At 38.0% G+C, this 19,404-nt stretch carries 14 protein-coding genes; 7 read left to right on the top strand and 7 right to left on the bottom strand.

From position 1 onward, the window contains the following. The first annotated feature begins 60 nt into the window (after positions 1–60). The 5 genes from coaA to EFB00_RS06890 all read left to right on the top strand — a co-directional run bounded on the left by coaA (position 61) and on the right by EFB00_RS06890 (position 8,844). A complete protein-coding gene (gene coaA / locus EFB00_RS06915) occupies positions 61–984 on the top strand; it encodes a type I pantothenate kinase (protein ID WP_122646129.1) in 924 nt (307 codons plus the stop codon). Positions 985–1,048: 64 nt separating this feature from the next. Further along, on the top strand, positions 1,049–2,614 hold the full coding sequence (gene guaA, locus EFB00_RS06910) for a glutamine-hydrolyzing GMP synthase (RefSeq protein ID WP_122646128.1): 1,566 nt from the start codon (positions 1,049–1,051) through the stop codon (positions 2,612–2,614). A 211-nt stretch (positions 2,615–2,825) separates the two neighbouring features. Further along, complete coding sequence (locus EFB00_RS06905; RefSeq protein WP_122646127.1) at positions 2,826–4,934, top strand: DNA methyltransferase; 2,109 nt, start codon at positions 2,826–2,828, stop codon at positions 4,932–4,934. 1 nt (position 4,935) lies between these two features. Next, entirely contained in the window at positions 4,936–7,713 is a 2,778-nt protein-coding gene (locus tag EFB00_RS06900; protein ID WP_122646126.1) for a DEAD/DEAH box helicase family protein, read from the top strand. A 675-nt stretch (positions 7,714–8,388) separates the two neighbouring features. Then, a complete protein-coding gene (locus EFB00_RS06890; protein WP_122646124.1) occupies positions 8,389–8,844 on the top strand; it encodes an ASCH domain-containing protein in 456 nt (151 codons plus the stop codon). Between the two features lie 394 nt (positions 8,845–9,238). On the opposite strand, the gene EFB00_RS06885 is transcribed toward EFB00_RS06890, so the two are convergent. Together EFB00_RS06885 and EFB00_RS06880 are read right to left on the bottom strand one after the other, a co-directional pair. Continuing rightward, a complete protein-coding gene (locus tag EFB00_RS06885) occupies positions 9,239–11,959 on the bottom strand; it encodes a SpaA isopeptide-forming pilin-related protein (protein WP_122646123.1) in 2,721 nt (906 codons plus the stop codon). Positions 11,960–12,090: 131 nt separating this feature from the next. Continuing rightward, positions 12,091–12,933 carry a Cof-type HAD-IIB family hydrolase gene (locus tag EFB00_RS06880; RefSeq protein WP_122646122.1) on the bottom strand — a complete coding sequence of 281 codons (843 nt, stop codon included), beginning with the start codon at positions 12,931–12,933 and terminating at the stop codon, positions 12,091–12,093. Between the two features lie 672 nt (positions 12,934–13,605). Between EFB00_RS06880 and EFB00_RS06875 the strand changes: the two genes are divergently transcribed. Next, on the top strand, positions 13,606–14,631 hold the full coding sequence (locus tag EFB00_RS06875; RefSeq protein WP_122646121.1) for an LLM class flavin-dependent oxidoreductase: 1,026 nt from the start codon (positions 13,606–13,608) through the stop codon (positions 14,629–14,631). An 82-nt stretch (positions 14,632–14,713) separates the two neighbouring features. Here the strand turns inward: EFB00_RS06875 and EFB00_RS06870 are convergent, their stop codons facing one another. The 5 genes from EFB00_RS06870 to EFB00_RS06850 all read right to left on the bottom strand — a co-directional run bounded on the left by EFB00_RS06870 (position 14,714) and on the right by EFB00_RS06850 (position 18,254). Continuing rightward, on the bottom strand, positions 14,714–15,538 hold the full coding sequence (locus EFB00_RS06870) for a PTS system mannose/fructose/sorbose family transporter subunit IID (protein ID WP_122646120.1): 825 nt from the start codon (positions 15,536–15,538) through the stop codon (positions 14,714–14,716). Next, positions 15,539–16,285, bottom strand: a complete 747-nt coding sequence (locus EFB00_RS06865; RefSeq protein ID WP_122646119.1) for a PTS mannose/fructose/sorbose/N-acetylgalactosamine transporter subunit IIC — start codon at positions 16,283–16,285, stop codon at positions 15,539–15,541. 69 nt (positions 16,286–16,354) lie between these two features. Further along, on the bottom strand, positions 16,355–16,819 hold the full coding sequence (locus EFB00_RS06860) for a PTS sugar transporter subunit IIB (RefSeq protein ID WP_122646118.1): 465 nt from the start codon (positions 16,817–16,819) through the stop codon (positions 16,355–16,357). After that, on the bottom strand, positions 16,812–17,246 hold the full coding sequence (locus EFB00_RS06855; RefSeq protein ID WP_122646117.1) for a PTS sugar transporter subunit IIA: 435 nt from the start codon (positions 17,244–17,246) through the stop codon (positions 16,812–16,814). Before EFB00_RS06855 ends, EFB00_RS06860 begins: the two co-directional genes overlap by 8 nt. Positions 17,247–17,279: 33 nt before the next feature. Further along, positions 17,280–18,254: an SIS domain-containing protein gene (locus EFB00_RS06850; protein ID WP_122646116.1), complete on the bottom strand. Its 975-nt coding sequence runs from the start codon at positions 18,252–18,254 to the stop codon at positions 17,280–17,282. A 255-nt stretch (positions 18,255–18,509) separates the two neighbouring features. Here EFB00_RS06850 and EFB00_RS06845 point away from each other — a divergent pair, with 255 nt between their 5' ends. Then, positions 18,510–19,280, top strand: a complete 771-nt coding sequence (locus EFB00_RS06845; RefSeq protein WP_241153418.1) for a GntR family transcriptional regulator — start codon at positions 18,510–18,512, stop codon at positions 19,278–19,280. Positions 19,281–19,404: the final 124 nt, after the last annotated feature.

Below are 19,404 nucleotides of genomic sequence, written 5' to 3'. Positions count from 1 at the left end.
CTTAATATTGCCGCTGATTTTGTGTTAAAATGTTCGCGAGTCTATAAAGGAGAACCATTCATGGATGAAAAGATGAATTTCTATCGAATTCCCCGCAAACAGTGGCAGGGATTTTATAACAACGGCAAAATGCCGTTGACGCAAGATGAATTGGACAATATCAAAAGTTTGAATGACCGCATCTCTATGCAGGATGTGGAAGATGTTTATATCCCGCTGTGTCATTTGATTCATTTATATATGAAGGAATTTGAATCATTGACATTAAGCAAAGGGTTGTTTTTACATCGCTATGTAAAGATGCCGCCGTTTATTATCGGCATCGCTGGATCAGTAGCTGTCGGAAAATCAACGACTGCTCGCCTGGTCCAAACGCTTCTAGACCGCTTATTCCCTCGTCGGAATGTACAATTGATCACCACAGATGGATTTTTGTATCCCAACAAGATTTTGGAAGAACGGGGCATCATGGATCGCAAAGGATTTCCTGAAAGCTATAATATGGAAAGCCTGATCCAATTTTTAAACGAAGTGAAGTCCGGTCAGCCGGAAATCAAGATCCCTATTTACTCACACAATGTCTATGATATTATTGAAGGAGAATATGAAACGATCTTACAGCCGGATATTCTGATCGTTGAAGGAATCAACACATTGCAGTTGCCGGCGAACCAGCAAATTTATGTCAGCGACTTTTTTGATTTTTCGATTTATGTGGACGCTGATCAAAAATTGATCGAACAGTGGTATTTAGAGCGTTTCGAGCAATTGCTGGACACTGCTTTCCAAGATCCTACCAATTATTATTACCAATTTGCTATCGGCGATCGAAAAGAAGCCTTGCAATTGGCCGAGCAAGTGTGGGAAAATGTGAATTTGAAGAATTTAAAGGAGTATATCTTGCCTACACGCAGCAGAGCAGATATAATCTTGCATAAAACCAAGAAGCATTTGATCGATGAGATCTATCTTCGCAAATATTAAACAGCTGTTGGGAAAGAGCAATCTTTCATTCAATAAATCTAATTAAGGAATAGAGGTAATAATTGTGACAAACGTTGACAACATGCCAAACGTTGAAAAAATTATCGTGCTTGATTACGGTAGTCAGTACAACCAATTGATCACTCGTCGTATCCGTGAATTCGGTGTTTTCTCAGAATTATTGAGCCATCGTATCACTGCCGAAGAAGTCAAAGCTATCAATCCAAAAGGAATCATCCTTTCTGGAGGTCCAAACAGTGTCTATGATCCAGGTGCTTTTGGCATCGATGAAGAGATCCTTGAACTAGGGATTCCAGTTTTAGGGATTTGTTATGGTATGCAATTGATTACTTATAAATTAGGCGGAAAAGTTGAACCTGCTAAAAACCGTGAATACGGAAAAGCAGAACTTGAGATTTTAAGCGACAAGGCGGAATTATTCGCAAGTACGCCGAAGAAACAAACTGTTTGGATGAGCCATGGTGATTTAGTCACACAAGCACCAGAAGGTTTTGAAATCGTAGCTACCAGCAAAGACTGCCCCATCGCTTCGATCCAAGATCATGAACGGAAAATGTACGGAATCCAATTCCACGCAGAAGTTCGTCACTCTGAATACGGCAATGAGCTGTTGAAACATTTTGCTTTAGATGTCTGCCAATGTAAAGGCGATTGGACGATGGATAACTTTATCGACATGCAGATCGCGAAGATCCGCGAACAAGTCGGTGACAAAAAAGTCTTGTTAGGTCTTTCCGGCGGTGTCGATTCCAGTGTTGTCGGCGTTCTTTTACAAAAAGCCATCGGTGACCAATTGACCTCCATCTTCGTTGACCACGGTTTGTTGCGGAAAAACGAAGCAGAACAAGTTATGGAAAGTCTTGGCGGCAAATTTGGTCTGAACATTATCAAAGTTGACGCGAAAGATCGTTTCTTAGATAAATTAAGAGGCGTATCTGATCCAGAAGAAAAACGCAAGATCATCGGAAATGAATTCGTCTACGTCTTTGATGACGAAGCAACGAAACTTGCTGGCCAAGAAGGAGTTTCTTTCTTAGCCCAAGGTACTTTATATACCGATGTCATCGAATCTGGAACAGAAACAGCCCAAACTATCAAGTCTCACCACAATGTTGGCGGACTGCCTGAAGACATGCAATTCCAATTGATCGAACCATTGAACACATTGTTCAAAGATGAAGTCCGTGAACTTGGTACTCAATTAGGTATGCCTGACGAGATCGTTTGGCGCCAACCATTCCCAGGTCCCGGACTAGGTATCCGTGTCCTTGGCGAAATCACCGAAGAAAAATTAGAAATCGTTCGCGATTCTGATTTGATCTTGAGAGAAGAAATCGCCAAAGCCGGTCTTGACCGCGATATCTGGCAATACTTTACTGTTCTGCCTGGCATCCGTTCTGTCGGAGTTATGGGCGACGGCCGGACTTACGACTACACAGTCGGCATCCGCGCAGTGACCTCTATCGACGGTATGACTGCTGACTTTGCTCGTATCCCATGGGATGTATTGCAAAAAATCAGCGTCCGCATCGTAAACGAAGTCGCTCACGTAAACCGCATCGTGTATGACATCACCAGCAAGCCACCTGCAACAGTGGAGTGGGAATAAAGTAGTGACACTTTATAGCATTATAAACATTGATATAACTGTGTTTAGCTAAAACTCAAACGACTTTTGGAGACCTAAAATGATTTAAATTGTTGCCAAAATCCTCTCACTGAATGATTGTCGGTGGGAGGATTTTTATTTATTCTTACTGTATAGTACAAGGCGTTCAATGCTATAATTTAAGAGATAAACTATTAAGGAGATGAACGGGATGGCAAAAATTGAGCCGAAGATTTTTGATGAGTTGAAAACGGCACTTTCTTCTTTTGATGGAAAATATTTTGTTGGAGAAGAACTGAACCGTTCAAAACTCACGGATGATTTACGAAATTATGATGAAACACTTTTGAGTAAATTGTTTGAAGTAGACTTCATCAAGCAACATTTCATCAAGGAAGTGGCAGGGCAAAAACTCTTTCAAATTGAACAACTGGAGGAAGTAGTTCTTTATAACGATTATTGGAACACGAGCTACACCAAGTATGAAAATCGTGTGGGGTTAGCTTCAAAAGGGAAATTCTTACAAGATAGCCAAGATGTCGTTTTAGATTTTCCGTTCAAAGATGGGGTACTTACCGCTTCTATGACTAAAGAGGATAACGAGGATGGTTATGATGACGCATTCTTAAATGAAGTTATCGAGAAAGACGAAATTGACCGCCTTTTTGATAAGAAAGTGTTTGTGAATGTCAAACGCTTTGGCGATAATCAGACAGCACAACACAGAACAGCGGTAGATAATGAGATTGTTTCTTTTGATAAGGAGAAAGACAATCTGATTATCAAAGGAAATAATCTGTTGGCGTTGCATACACTAAGAGAGCACTACACAGGAAAAATAAAGCTTATCTATATTGACCCACCCTATAATACTGGGTCGGACTCATTTTTGTATAATGACAGATTTAATCATTCTGCTTGGTTGACTTTCATGAAGAATCGGCTTGAAATCGCCAGAGAACTTTTAAGAGAAGATGGATACATTTTTATTCAGACTGATGACTCAGAACAGGCGTATCTGAAAGTTTTGATGGATTCAATTTTTGGAAGTGAGCAGTATGTAAATACAATTTCCGTATTGTTCAAAAACATAGCAGGTGCTTCTGGTGGCGGAGAAGATAAACGCTTAAAGAAAAACGTTGAGTTCATTACGGTTTATTCAAAGAATTACGAGATGGCTGTCCCATTTTCTGCTGTGTATGAGAAGCAAGAAATTTCAGAGCAGCTTGAAGAATATCGGGCCGAAGGTAAATCTTGGAAATACAACAACTTACTTCTTGATGAAGGTACTAAAGAATACGTAGGTTCAACTGTTGATGGTTCAGGAGATGAAATTCGAATGTATAAACATTCCAATTTCCAAATTCCTGCTATTAGCAAGCAGATGAAACTTGAAGGACTTTCTGAAAAAGACTTCTATGAGAAGTATTATGACAAGATTTATCGTGGTACTATGCCACAGTCAAGTATTAGAACTCGAGTTATGGATAAGTGGGGAGAGCTTGGGTTAACTGACAATCCTTTGATGTCCATTGAATATGTTCCAAGAAGTGGTAGAAATAAAGGAAAATTATACAAACAGTTCTATTCAGGAAATAAATTTAACCTGTTTGCTTGGCTATCAGATGTTGTCGAGGTTGATGAAAACGGGACAGTCTACAAGACTCAAAAAGCAGGGACTTTTTGGAATTATGTAGGCGAAACAAAAAATGTCAATAAAGAGGGACAGGTTGAGTTTCCAAATGGTAAAAAGCCTGAAAGGTTGCTTGGCAAAATAATTGAGATGGCTTCAGATGAAGGAGATACTGTTCTCGACTTTTTTGGAGGTTCAGGTTCTACTGCTGCTGCTGCTATGAAGATGAACCGAAAATTCATCTCTTTAGAGCAAATGGAAAATCAAGTTCAGCTTGAAATTAACCGCCTTAATAATGTTATTGCTGGAAAAGATAAAAACGGATTGACACAAGATGTCAACTGGCAAGGTGGGGGATCATTTGTTTATGCTGAACTGTTCCCTAAAAATATGGGTTACTTGCAAGACGTCATCCATGCCAAAGACTTTGACGAATTAAAAGCGGTGTATGTGCTTATGCTTTCTGGAACTGATACGGATGAACCTGCTGACATTTCCTTCCGTGCCGATTTAACTAAGATTGATTGGTTACAAGGATTTGATGAAAATAAACGTCTACTTGTAAAACTTCTTGATAAGAATGGGCTTTACTATAACTATTCTGAAATTGATGATAAGAACGTCCGTGACCTAATCTCTGATGAAGATTACACCTTCAACAAAACTTTCTATGAGGGTGGTGACTAGGATGGCAAAAGCAAAGAAAGCACCTGCTAACGCTCGTCAATTTCCCCTTGTGAATCAGGCAGAACAAGCTGAAAAAGATTTGTTCAGTCAGCACCAAGGTTATGAAATTCCTGAGTATATCAATGCAAATCTAGTCCATACTTTGCGTGACTATCAAGATGAAGCCATCCGAAACTATCACTATACGCAAACGCAAATTAAGCCAAACCCTCAACACGTTTTGTTTAACATGGCGACGGGTTCAGGTAAAACTGACTTGATGGCGGGACTTATCCTCTACCTCTATCAAGAGCACGGCTATCGTAACTTCTTATTTATCGTCAATACCAACTCAGTTTTGATGAAAACCAAGGATAACTTGGTCAATGAGAACAGTGAAAAATACTTATTTCAAGACAAGATTGAAATTGATGGAAAGCACATCTTCATCAAGCAGGTTGAACGCTTTCCACGGATTCAACAAGACAATACCATTTACATCAAGTTATCTTCGGTTCAAAAGGTATCGGATGACTTGTTTGTCTTGAAAGAAAACACCATGGGGCTTTCTGACTATGAGAATCAACCTGTTGCAGTTTTAGCGGATGAAGCCCATCATTATTCCGCAAGTACCAAGTCTGAAAAAGAAGCCGAGAACACTTGGGAATCAGCCATTAACAAAATCTTGCGTGCTCGTGATGACAGAGAACAAAAGAACTTGCTCCTTGAATTTACAGCAACTGTCGATTTTGATAAAGAAGTTATCTATAACAAATATCGGGATAAGGTGGTTTACCGCTACCCGTTGAATCAATTCATGTTTGATGGCTACTCCAAGCAGGTTAAACGAATTGAAACGTCCGCAAGCGACCAAGATAAAATGTTGAACGTTGTCTTGCTTTCTCAGTTCAGAAAATACCGTGCTTATTCTGAAGGTGTCACTGGGACATTTAAACCCGTAATTATGTTTAAGTCTGCAAAAGTTGCGGTCTCCATGGAAGCTAACAAGGTCTTTAATGACTTGATTCAGAATCTCAACGTGGCGGACCTGTTAGCGTTCATTAAACGTCAACAAGTCCTAGATAGTAATGAGAGTTCAGCCTTGGAGTTGGCTTACAACTACTACCTCAAAAATGAAGATAACCTTGCAAAAATCGTCCGTGAAATTAAGAAGGATTTTGACCCTAGAAATGTGTTAAATGCTAATGACACAAGTGGAAATATGCTTGAAAAAGGGCAATATGAAGCCTTGAATACGCTTGAAAGTCCAAACAACCTTTATCGTGTGGTTTTTGCAGTAGCTAAACTGACTGAGGGATGGGATGTTCTCAACCTCTATGATATTGTCCGCATTGAACAGGAAGCTACGACAAACAAAAATGCCACAATGGTTGAAGCGCAACTCATTGGTCGTGGTGCTCGATACTATCCATTTGAGTTAGATGGCGTGAAAAGCTATCAACGTCGATACGATGGCGACAGCTCAAACAAGCAACTATTTCTTGAAACCTTGCACTACCATACTATGAATGAACCACAATACTTAAAACAGCTTGTTGGGTCATTGAAGCAAATGGATTTGCCAACGGGTCAAGACAAAAAGAATCCACCTGTTGAAATTAAGTTAAAACCTACATTCAAGAGAACTGAAACTTACAAGACAGGCAAAATCTACTACAACGAAGCTGAGGATGTGGCAGATGATTGGTTTGATTCCATTGAGAAATACGGAATCAATCACAAGACGGATATTTCCAGAAATTTGAATTATGGTAGCCGTGAGGTATCCTATCAAGCGACTGTTGCATTTACTGAGACAAAACAAATTCACGTTGAAAAGTTTGATGACCGCTATATCAAGAAAGCGATTCAACGTCTTGAATTCTACCAGTTTGACAACTTGAAGAAGTATCTACCACTTGTAAACTCCATGAAAGATTTTATCTATGGGGAAAACTGGCTTAATGCTAGCAAGCTGAAACTGTTCTTGAACGTTCCCAAAGAATATAAGTCTAGCGATATTACACCAGACGAGGTTTTGAAAGTTACGATTGATCTCTTGAAAGAGTTCGAAGTTAAATTCAAGTCTGGCTACGTCAAGCAACGTGGTACGAATCGATTTGTAGGTTATCCTATCAGTGAATACCTAACTAGCTATAACAAACGTGTTCCCGAGTATGACACTGCCACCTTCTTGAATGAAGCAAATCAAAAAGTAGCAGTTTATGACATGAAGGAAGATTTTTACATTTATGACCGTGCTATCGTTAATAAGTTAGAGTATGAGCTAATTGAGCGTATTAAGGCGCATGTGACTGAGTTGAAACAGAAGTATAATAAAGCGGTCTACCTGTTCCGCATGGATGAAAATATGCACCGTGAGTCAGCTAAGAGTGAAAAGCTAAAGCTACATCAATACGGATCACGGATTAATCGAGCAGGCGAAACCGTAGATATGTACCTGCAAGGTTTCCAACCCGACTTCATTTTATTCCTTGAAAATAGTGAATTTTACTTCCAAATCTTCATTGAACCAAAAGGTCTGAGTGGTGACAGATTTGTCAGTGAGCTTTGGAAACAGGACTTGTTGCTCTACATGACAGACCACCAAGCCGAAATAGAATTTGAGGATGGTGTGGATGGCATCCGCGTCAGTGGTTTGAAATTTTATACTAAAGGTGATGGACAAAAGACCATGGCTCAACTTGCGGAACTGGCTCAAGTACAAGAAATATCTGACTTCTCACCAATTCAAGAAAGTTTTGACTTAACCTCTGAATCAGTTATCAGAGTTGAGTAAAAGGGCTAAATCAAAAAAATCTCCACGCCTCTATGTAAAAAACATGCGAATTAACTTATAGATTGGCTTCAGAAAAATTGACAAAAATATCATAAGTGGAAAGCAGAAAACCCTAAATATCATACACAATCTAGCTTTTATCCTCACGATAGCAAGTTAATTGACAGAATAATAAATTACAAAAAGTAATCAAATAATCCATATTTGATTACTCCTGCGATACAGAATACAAACATGGGGAAACTCCGATTTTTCTGACGTAAATGAATTTTAATAGTGTTATACCCAAAATTGATTATATATGACGAAAGGTCTATTTTCTTTTTAAAGCTTTCACTATAAAATGAACCGGTCTTCCAAGTATGAGGAAAATAATAACCGACATCACAATATTGGCAAAAAGCAATGTTTTAGTCGAAAGTTTAAGCAAATCAATGCCAAATACTGACGGAAACCAAAGTTGTGCGGTGATCGCTCCCGTGATAATAACTAGTACTAAGTATAACCACCATAAATCTATGTCACGCATTTTCCTCAGTATTAACAAAATCCCGATCATCAATGCAGCAATAACAGAGATAATTCAACCCAAAATAGGAAATCATTGATTTAAATGATAAAATTTTAGTATCTACATTTGAAAATCGCTGAATAGCAAAGTATCTAGGAGGAATCATGGAGCGTAACGTACAAGCTTATTGGGATCGTTTTTTACTAGAAACAAACAAGAATCCAAACACAAAATGTTTAGAGGCCGCGTATTTCGGACACAATGAACATACCGCTACAAAATTATTGGCGCTTATTTTACAAGGCGTCAAAACAGCGACGACTTCCTGCCTTTATCAATACGAATTGACAAACAGCAAACTGCCGCAAATAGGCGATTTGTCGATTGTAACGGATTTTTCCGGAAATCCAAAATGTATCATTGAGACCACCGCTGTATCGAAACTTATATTCAGCGAAATGACCTATGATATTTGTAAACGAGAAGGCGAAGACCAGGATCTGGAATCATGGCGGAACAATCACATTGAATTTTTCACCGCGATCGGAAAAGAGTTGGGATTTTCCTTCTCCGAGGATTTGGAGATTATTTTTGAGGATTTTAAAGTTGTGTATAAGTGATGGTTCTACTAGTTGGGAAGATCTAGTTTCATTTTTCCACATAAAGGTCTTTCTCGTCTTCACTATGCCTCACAAAACCTCACAAAAAACGTCTTTAGAATCGGTTCATCTGATTCTAAAGACGTTTTTGGTTATTCTATCCAATTAATGTTTCAACTGTTTTTCTCTTATCGCTTCACCGGGTTTTTCCGATGTAGTGAAAACAGCTCGCATCTTTTCAAAGTCATTTTAAAAATCCAGCAGTTTTCTTGTTTTTATATCCATAAATAGTTTATCAGCATTTCCGGTCGTTCTTCATTAAACCATAACTTTGAACGTTTGATGTTTTTGAATCAGCTCCAAAGGAAATTTACTAACTAGAATCTTTTAGGCAAGCATACAGAAAACAGAATATTTACCATTTTTTCATACGTCTTCGATAAACAGCATTAAATCCTAATAATATACCGCTGACTACAAATAAAATACTTCCTAGCAGTTGCCAGTGGGAAGATTCATTTTCGCTGGTTTTTGGTAATTTGGATGGATTGCCGTTTTGGTCGTGCTCGCCATTATTTTGTATTCTATTATTTTGCGCCTCATTGTTTTGAGAACTATTATTTTTTGTTTCATCATCTGGAACTTCTTTTTGATTGAGAACAGTGAGTTGTACTGTCTTTTCTATTGCATTTGGTTGGATGGTGAATTTTTGTCTGCTATTGTCTAGTTGATATCCTTCTGGTGCTTTGGTCTCTATAAAGTAATAATCACCGGCTTTTAAGTGATCATATCGCAAAATGCCGTCTTTATCTGTAATCAAGTTGCTAGCGATTTTGGTTCCATTATCGGTATATAGATCGAATACCGCTCCACTTAGAGTTTTCGTTTTATCCGCGGCATCCACCTTAGTCAGTTCCACCATACCATATTCGGGTTCTGGATTTGGTTTAGGGGCAGTTGTTTTTTCGTTGGTCACTGTCACTTCTGCCGCTTCACTGGTCTCTCCGGCAGTGATAGTGAAATCTTGATGGCTTTCGTCTAACTGATATCCTTCTGGCGCTTTTGTTTCGACAAAATAATAATCTCCTGCCGGCAAATTGTCATAGCTTAACGTACCGTCTTCTCCGGTCTGCAAATTTGTCGCTACCTGAGTACCTTCACTAGAATACAGATCAAACACCGCTCCGCTCAATGTTTTCGTATTGTCCGCCGCATCGATTTTCGTCAATTTAACTGAACCTGTTTCTACTGGCTGAACTTTATTAGTCACTGTCACTTCTGCCGCTTCACTGGTCTCTCCGGCAGTGATAGTGAAATCATGATGGCTTTCGTCTAACTGATATCCTTCTGGTGCTTTTGTTTCGACGAAATAATAATCTCCTGCCAGCAAATTGTCATAGCTTAACGTACCGTCTTCTCCGGTCTGCAAATCGGTCGCGATCTGGGTACCATCACTGGAATATAGATCAAATACTGCTCCGCTCAATGTTTTCGTATTGTCCGCCGCATCGATTTTCGTCAATTTAACGGAACCTGTTTCTACTGGCTGAACTTTATTAGTCACTGTCACTTCTGCCGCTTCACTGGTCTCTCCGGCAGTGATAGTGAAATCATGATGGCTTTCGTCTAACTGATACCCTTCTGGTGCTTTCGTTTCGACGAAATAATAATCTCCTGCCAGCAAGTTGTCATAGCTTAACGTACCGTCTTCTCCAGTCTGCAAATCTGTCGCGATCTGAGTACCTTCACTAGAATACAGATCAAACACCGCTCCGCTCAGGGTCTTCGTTTTATCTGCGGCATCAATCTTCGTCAATTTAACGGAACCTGTTTCTACTGGCTGGACTTTATTAGTCACTGTCACCTCTGCCGCTTCACTGGTCTCTCCGGCAGTGATAGTAAAATCGTGATGGCTTTCGTCTAACTGATATCCTTCTGGTGCTTTTGTTTCAACAAAATAATAATCTCCTGTCGGCAAGTTGTCATAGCTTAACGTACCGTCTTCTCCGGTCTGCAAATCGGTCGCGATCTGGGTACCATCACTGGAATACAGATCAAATACTGCTCCGCTCAATGTTTTCGTGTTATCTGCCGCATCGATTTTTTTCAAGTGAACCGAACCTGTAACAACAGCATCCGTATTTGGATAAATCTCGTTAGGATCCCAACGGTGGGTTTCCGCATTGATCACAACATTATTCGCAATGATCGAACCATCCAGATTCCCTCCAACCGTAATCGTCGCGTTAGGTGCCAAAACTGTTCCTAAAAATCGTTTATCGGTCGTGATGGTCTGAATAGCATTCCCGAAATTCCACGATATATTTGCATCAGAAAAATCTTCTGTTTCTTGACTTGCACGATCATTGTAATTGATTTCGGAATTTATGGTTAAATTAGAGCCAGTATTCACCACATTCATGACTACGATCTTTTCATTAGGATTTCTAATATATAATTCTGTATCGCTAGTTAAAACATCTCCATCGATATTGACATAGATCGTATCTGCATTTATACCGCTTAAATCGATCACGCGATTATTGGTGTCTGCAAAATCATTGTGAACCGTGAGTGTCGCCGGCATATTCATCAAAGTTGCGGAAGCTTTTGTTAATTGAGCAAATTCCTTTTGAAAATCAATATACACTCCCTCCCTGTCTTGATAAAAATCTTCAGGAGCGATGTGGTCCATCTTCGTTCCATTAATTGCATAGCGATTTCCATGATCGACGGAAGTGACCGCGATATCTTTGCCTAAGACAAATTTTTCTCTTCTTTTTTCTGTGGTTGGAACTTCTGACGAGCTTTGAAGATTCGTTACATTTTGGATATAATCGATCTCTCGATTGACAGAACCTTCATGGATACTTGTTCCAAAGTTTACATTTCCTTCCAACATAGCTACTGCCAAGTTTCCATTGGTATGGGCGTTCAATGTCGTAGTTCCTCTAGCAAAGATATGGAACTGTGAGGCGATTCCCAAGACACCATAATCTCCATTCAAATCAGTATGGATACTTCCAGGATCAGGAAGATTCGTAACTGATTCATCAGCTGCAACTACGATACCATTCGTAAAGATTGCGCTCACCAACAACAAAGAAACTATCAATAAGTTTGCGATTTTTTTCATCTATTCTGCTCCCTTAATTTTTTTAAACAATCTATAACTTCTCGCAATGTCATTATTAAATTACTTGCAGATTCCTCAAACAAAGAGTCGCTGAAAAATGTTTCAAGTGACCTCTTTCCTTGACGGTTCTCTTATAAAGAGAGCGCACAAATCTTAGATAATGCTTCTGAAACACCGTCTTCATCATTTGTGACGGTGATATGATCCGCTATCTCTTTAATCGTTTTATGTCCATTTGCCATTGCAAAACTCAGATCCGCACTCTTGAACATCTCTAAATCATTTAAGCTGTCACCAATAGCTATTTTTAGAGGATCATTCAAGTTATATATTTTACGCATATGATCAAACACGAATCCTTTAGACACATTGTTAGGAACAATTTCAAGATTTACCGCAGCTGATTCAGTAACAGAAATATTGGCAACTTCTCCTAAACGTGTATAGATTTCTTTTTTGACCTGCCTATTAGGGATAAAGATAAAAAGCTTGTAGATTTTAATATCTTCTTGACTGATGACTTCTTCAATGCTCTCATAAGCGGTCGAACGTATCGTTTTTTCATAATCCAACTCATAGTTGAGCTCTTCAATAGAAAATTCGCTTCCTATTTCTCTAAAGACCTTTTGCATCTCGTCTTTATAGTTTTGCGATTCGTAACTTCCCCTATTGGTATAAACTTTTGTGGGAAATCTGGAAATGATACGGTTTGCCTCCCGTACACTTTGAGGATCAAAGGCAAATTCAAAAATCAATTTGTCTCCGTCATACCCTAAAGCACCGTTCAATCCAACGACTGGCAACGTAAAGTTTGATTTTTTCAAAATCATTTTGATATCTTCGACTTCTCTACCTGAACAGATAAATGGTAGAAAATCTTGCGAAAGTTCTTTTAAAGCATTTACATTTTTTTCGCTGATTTTCTGTTCAGAATTCAAAAGTGTCCCATCTAGATCGATTCCGATTAATTTCATAACATATCTCCTATACAATTAGTTTCTTCCCAATGGACAATTATACGTTCAAATCCACTAACTATCCAATGATTAGGGCAACTTTATTTTATTGGTACATAAAGTGAAAACGGCTATTTCTGCGAATTTAGCCATGACATTTATCAAGTAAATAATCATTAAATTCCAATCTGTTATTCAATGATAAAATAACTATACAACAAAGAGCCCTTTATTGAAAAATTGATTGGAATAAGAGCAAAATAAAAATCTCTAGCCATCTCACTGCACTTTTTCTCGTAGCGGTTGTTTTTCTTAGATCTCTTTTTTTCCTTTTAGCTTTGTACAAAGAAAAACCGACACTTTTCCTATTATCTATCTACTTATTAATTTGTATCGTCGCATCTCAAAATCCAACAAATTTTTGTCATTTTTTAACTAGCAATATGATGTCTTCTTTGCACTATATTTTCAAAAGACTCATCATAGATAAATTTTAAGATTATTTTAAAAGAGCAAAAACGTACCAAATTCCTGATTTTACGGTGCACAATGTCTTTTTTCTATTTGGACATTGCCTATTTATTTTTTTCCGAGAACAATTATTCGTCTTTTGAGAGAAAACATAGTAAAATCAGAACAAGTTAAAATAAAAAACCATCATTTTTGATAAAAAAGAAGGAGGACATTGCCTTGAAAAAAATCGGCTTTTTAAGTTTTGGCCATTGGATGAGCCAAGGTTCACTTGTAAGAACAGCACAAGATGCTTATCTTCAATCGATTGAACTAGCTGTAGAAGCAGAAAAAATCGGAGTGGACGGTGCGTATTTCCGCGTCCATCATTTCGCTAATCAAATCGGTTCACCGTTCCCATTACTTTCTGCGATCGGTGCGAAAACCAGCAAGATTGAAATCGGAACCGGCCTTATCGATATGCGCTACGAAAATCCTTATTACATGGCAGAAAATGCAGGATTAACCGACATTATCACTCAAGGAAGAGTGCAGTTAGGAGTCGGTCGTGGTTCACCTGAACAAGTTTTAGACGGCTGGAATTATTTCGGCTATGATTACAGCGAAGAAGAAATCAAAGATGTTACTCGTGAACGTACCCTTGAATTTTTGAAACTGATTGAAGGAAAACCTTTCGCGGAACCAAATCCACAACCAATGTTCCCACAAGGTCCTGGAAAATTACGGATCGAGCCTTATTCAGAAGGATTGCGTCAACGCATCTGGTGGGGTGCCGGTTCACAACAAACTGCTGTTTGGGCAGCTCAACATGGAATGAATTTGCAATCATCTACATTGGTAAACTATGAATCCAATGAACCATTCCATGTCCAACAAGCTAATCAATTACGAGCTTACAAGGAAGCTTGGAAACAAGCCGGGCACGACTTTGAACCAAGAACACTCGTGACCCGCTCGATCCAACCAATCACAACGGATCTGGATCGTCGATTATTCGGTCAAGACGGCACACCACAACAAGATCAAGTGGGTTATCTGGCTTATCACCGAAATCCAACGATCTTCGGTAAGACTTTCGCTGGCGAACCTGATAAATTGGTCAAAGAATTGGCTGAAGACGAAGCAATTAAAGAAGCAGATACCGTTTTGGTTACGATTCCGAATACATTAGGTGTGGAATACAACATGCATCTATTGGAAACAATCGTCAAAGACATCGCGCCAGAGCTTGGGTGGCGTGATTAGGAAAATAGAAATAAATAAAAGTAACGAGACGGTGACAGATTTTACAGTAATTCTTCCATAAATCTGTCACTGTCTCGCTTTTTTATAATATTCCTACTACACTTAGAACCATACCAACCACAATGCATCCTAGAAGTAGCATATTAGTACTGACATTTTTTTTAACTAATTTATAAATAATCATGGTAAAAATCAACGGCAACATTTGTGGCAAGATTGAATTCAGCATATCCTGCAAAATCAATTCCGTACCGCCAGTAGTAAACTTTATCGGTGTAGTGATAGGTACCATACTGGCAACCATTCCTCCCACAACAGCTAAACCTACGATAGAAGCCATCTGCATTACCCGATCCATAAGTCCTTCCTGATATAGTTTGGTCAAATATTTATTTCCGGATTTATATCCTAACATCGCTCCATAATAAAGCGTCAAAATTGATGGAACTGCGAATAATCCAACAGCTAATATTGGTCCTAAAATACTGCCTTGTTGAGCAAAAGAAATGCCGATACCAAAAGTGATGATTCGCAAAGTTCCTTGAAAAAAAGAGTCACCGATACCGGCAAATGGTCCCATCAAGCTGGTCTTGATCATAGCAATTGTTTCCTCGTTATACTTGCCATTTGCCGTATTAGCATTTTGTTCTTCCATTGATGCAACTAGTCCCATAATAAAAGAAGTCATTTGAGGCGTACAGTTGAAAAACTCCATATGACGCTCGTAGGCTTCTTTCTTGCGTTTATCATCATTCATATATAGTTTATCCAGAATTGGAGATAACCCATAAATAAATCCCATGTGCATTTGACGTTCATAGTTCCATGAACACATAATAGTCATAGAACGAAACACAACTTTTTGCAGATCCTTTTTTGTGATTGAAATAGCATTGGAATTTTTCATCTAAAATGATAGCTCCTTTCCGTTGTATTTTATTTGGTCCATGACAAATGCAATTAATACCGCAAATATAGTAACCCCAATCAAGCCAAGTCCTGAATAGGCTACGATGAAAAAGCCAAAAATAAAATATGGCATATATTTTTTACTTAACATTGTACTTAGGAGCATAGCAAAACCTAAGGCAGACAACATGTTTCCCGCTACCGTTAAAGCATCAGTAATGATGATTGGAATCTTATCAATAATAGCTTTTACCATATCTGCTCCAAAATAGATAGATAAGAAAATTGGAACAAAGTAAACAAAAGCATTGAAAATAAAAGACCAGTATATATGAATGATCTGAACTTTACGATACTTACCTTGTTCGATTGCTTTATCAGCTATATGAGCAAACTGAGCGATACACATACGCATAATAATACTTAGAAATTCTCCAGCTACTGCCACTGGAATGGCAATGGTTAGTGCTGCTTCTGTGGAACTATCAGTCAATATAGCAAAAGCTGTAGCGATTATGCTCCCCAATTGCATATTAGGCGGTCCTGCAGCGCCGATAGAAACAAAACCCATTGAAATCAGCTCCAATGAGGCTCCTAATTTGATTCCAGTTGTCAGATCTCCCAAAACTAAGCCCACTAGCGCGCTCAGAATCAACGGACGACCAATATTTTGACGACCAATCAAACGTGAATCAATAACCGCAATAACCCCAACAAGTCCAAGCAGAATAGCTTTTATTATCACTTAATCTCCTCCTTGACAAATTTCATCTTTTTACTTAATTATGAAACGAGCCTACATCTTATACCGCTATTATTTCTTAAAGTCGACATTCTCCACCGAACTAGATGGGACCTGCTGCACGAAAATATTAATTCCTTTCGCAATTAGATTTTTGATAGCAGATAGCTCATCTTTGTCTAAGTAAACAGCTTTACCATATTGTATAGAGTCCTTTTTCTTCGCTACACCGCCAAGATTAATTTCAGTTATTTTCGGAATCATTTCTGTTAAATTCAAAGCTTCTTCAGGACCTTTCAGCAAAATCATATAATTATGATCTGATTCTTTCTCTAATACCTTAGGCACGTCCTTTATTTCTACGATATCTAATTTACAATCAGCCGGTTTGGCAATTGTTAACGCCATAACAGCTATAGGGTCATTTGGAACATTATTATCAGCCACAACGATATGATTTACATTCATCTGTTTAGTCCATGAAAAAATTACTTGGCCATGTAACAAACGATGATCTATTCGCACTAATTTAATCATTCATAGTACACCCTTTCATCAAGCTCCTAATATCTATCACACTATTCTTAGCACTTAAAATGACATCATCCAACGGAATATCTAATAAAGAAGCACCAGAATCCTGATGTAGCAAGATTTCTAAAATAAATGGTAAATTCACACCAACAACGACTTTTATTTGTTTATTTATCAACATAAATTTCGTTGCGACATTTGCTGGTGTTCCCCCCATCAAATCACATAATATCAATAAGGGTCGCAAGGGTTTTTGCTCCACCATTTTGCGCATAGCATCTTCAAAATCGCTCATTGAACTACTGGCTTCAAAAGGTAACGTTGAAACGTTTGGGAATTCAACTCCCAAAATCAACTGTGCTGCTTTTAGATAACCCACGCATAAACTATCATGCGAGGTTATAATTACTCGAAATTGTTGTTCACTCATTACTCACGACCCCTATTTAATTAATGTTCTATCTTAATATTCCATTTGCCACATATATCTTCGAACTTCTAACGAATGTCCTCGCTCAAATGCAATAGCTTCTACCATTTGCCGAATTACAACTCCGGTCAAGATTGTTGCCACATATTGTTTTGCCTCAACTGCCACAGTTGATAATTCAAACTCCTCTTGATCTAATATTGCAATTTTATTTGTAAACTTTAGCGCAAAATCTTCTACACGTTGATCTAAGAATCGAGTGTTTCCGATACCCTTAACCAAAATAAATGGTACATCATAATCAGTGATTTCAAACGGACCATGAAAGAATTCACCTGAATGAATGGCATTTGAATTAATCCACTGCATTTCCATAAACCAACAAATTGCAGTAGAATAAATTTCTCCCCAATTAATCCCACTTCCAACAGTATAGATAATCCCATCACGTTTTTGTGATTTTCCCCAATCCTTGGCAAAATCAGCAAATTGTTCTTTCGTTTTCTTAACTAAATCATTTAGGTTATTCAAAGCCTCTAAACAGATTATCCATTTATCTGAACCATCTAAGACGATCAAAATACTAAATAAAACTCCGTACAAAATGCCTTTATTCAAATCACTAGCATCAGCATCTTGCCCCCAGTCATAATGAATCGGATATTCTGCTGCTTCCCACAATGGCGAGCCTTCTTCATTTGACAGCGCAATTGTCACAGCCCCTTTTTTACGAGCCAATTTAGTAGCCTCTACAGTTTCTGGTGTTGTTCCAGAATGTGAACAGGAGATTACTACTGAATTATTGTTTAAACCTTTTGGTGTATCATAAATAAACTCATTTGCTGTATATACGTGGGAAGGAATATCTAACTCCTTGTCGAATAAGTATTGTCCTGACATCAACAGAGCTTGTGATCCTCCACAAGCTACAAAATAAAAACATTCAACATTCTTGTGTTTCAAACAATTCATTACTGCTTTAATTTGTTCTTGGTGTTCTGTACGCATCGCTATCCCTCTTTCTTAGTTATAATAAGTACTATAAAGTTATATAACTTTATAGTACTTATTATAACTAAGAACGTCGGTTTTGCAAGCGCTTTTTTAAATGTAAAATATGTGATTTTCTCCCATCATAATAATATTAGAAAAAAATGACATATTTTTTTTCTAAAACAAAAATTAATAAAGATAAATTTACTTTTTACAAAAGTTATATAATGTTATAGCATGTGATATACTAGATAAAAATGAGTATTTGAGGTGAAAAAATTGAATGCTAAATCCAACAAACCTCTATATTTACAGGTTGAAGCCGCTATCCGCAATGATATACAACAAAAAAAGTACCTTCCTGGCGAACAACTTCCTACTGAAGAAGAAATGTGTAATCTCTATAGCGTCAGTAAAATTACCATCCGAAAGGCTTTCAAACTTTTAACCGAAAATGGTTTGGTAGAGCGTCAACGAGGTCGAGGTACTTTCGTTAAACCAAAAAAAGAAACCTTAGCCATTGGTAATGACAAAGGTTTTAATTCTTCCCTATCTAGTCGTGGACATAAAGTTGAAAATAATATTCTACACGCTCGTAGAATCAAAGCTGATAAATTTTTATCCGAGAAACTTCATATCAAAATCAACGATAGTGTCATCAACATTAAGCGACTCATGTTGGAAGACAATATCCCCCTTGGTATTGACAACTTTTATGTGGAAGATGCAAAATATCCGGAAATTTTGGATAATATCTCTAGCACTAAGTCACTTTACCAACTCCTTAGCGACAAATACCAAGTGGAAAACTATCAATCAGAGTTAACCTTTAATGGTATCATTGCTACCCAGGAAACAGCAGAACTCTTACAATGTCTCACTGGTGACCCGCTATTTGTTGTGGAGAAAATTAGCTTCAATAGTGAAGGACAAGTAATTCATTATTCATCATCGACCATTCGTTGTGATAGGGTCACATATGTCATTAAGACCGGACCTAATGACGATAAGAATATTAGCGTTGATCAAGTAACTGAGTAAACATTTAGATTTACTCACAGAAACCAGGATTTGCTTTAAAAGATAGAATACAGTTATAGCAGATAGATCAGCTATAACTGTATTTTACCTTTTAAGGTTCAAAGTTCTATCCAACAAAAAATTT

This window comes from Enterococcus mediterraneensis (assembly GCF_900604485.1).
In the GTDB taxonomy this organism is placed as follows: Bacteria; Bacillota; Bacilli; order Lactobacillales; family Enterococcaceae; genus Enterococcus_C; species Enterococcus_C mediterraneensis.
Note: the sequence above shows the minus strand (reverse complement) of the source record. Positions and strands in the feature narration are given on the sequence as shown.

Bases quoted from the DNA above. Each gene is read 5' to 3' on its own strand.
- coaA (WP_122646129.1), top strand. From the start codon at position 61: ATGGATGAAAAGATGAATTTCTATCGAATTCCCCGCAAACAGTGGCAG.
- EFB00_RS06905 (WP_122646127.1), top strand. From the start codon at position 2,826: ATGGCAAAAATTGAGCCGAAGATTTTTGATGAGTTGAAAACGGCACTT.
- EFB00_RS06900 (WP_122646126.1), top strand. From the start codon at position 4,936: ATGGCAAAAGCAAAGAAAGCACCTGCTAACGCTCGTCAATTTCCCCTT.
- EFB00_RS06890 (WP_122646124.1), top strand. From the start codon at position 8,389: ATGGAGCGTAACGTACAAGCTTATTGGGATCGTTTTTTACTAGAAACA.
- EFB00_RS06885 (WP_122646123.1), bottom strand. From the start codon at position 11,959: ATGAAAAAAATCGCAAACTTATTGATAGTTTCTTTGTTGTTGGTGAGC.
- EFB00_RS06880 (WP_122646122.1), bottom strand. From the start codon at position 12,933: ATGAAATTAATCGGAATCGATCTAGATGGGACACTTTTGAATTCTGAA.
- EFB00_RS06870 (WP_122646120.1), bottom strand. From the start codon at position 15,538: ATGAAAAATTCCAATGCTATTTCAATCACAAAAAAGGATCTGCAAAAA.
- EFB00_RS06860 (WP_122646118.1), bottom strand. From the start codon at position 16,819: ATGATTAAATTAGTGCGAATAGATCATCGTTTGTTACATGGCCAAGTA.
- EFB00_RS06855 (WP_122646117.1), bottom strand. From the start codon at position 17,246: ATGAGTGAACAACAATTTCGAGTAATTATAACCTCGCATGATAGTTTA.
- EFB00_RS06850 (WP_122646116.1), bottom strand. From the start codon at position 18,254: ATGCGTACAGAACACCAAGAACAAATTAAAGCAGTAATGAATTGTTTG.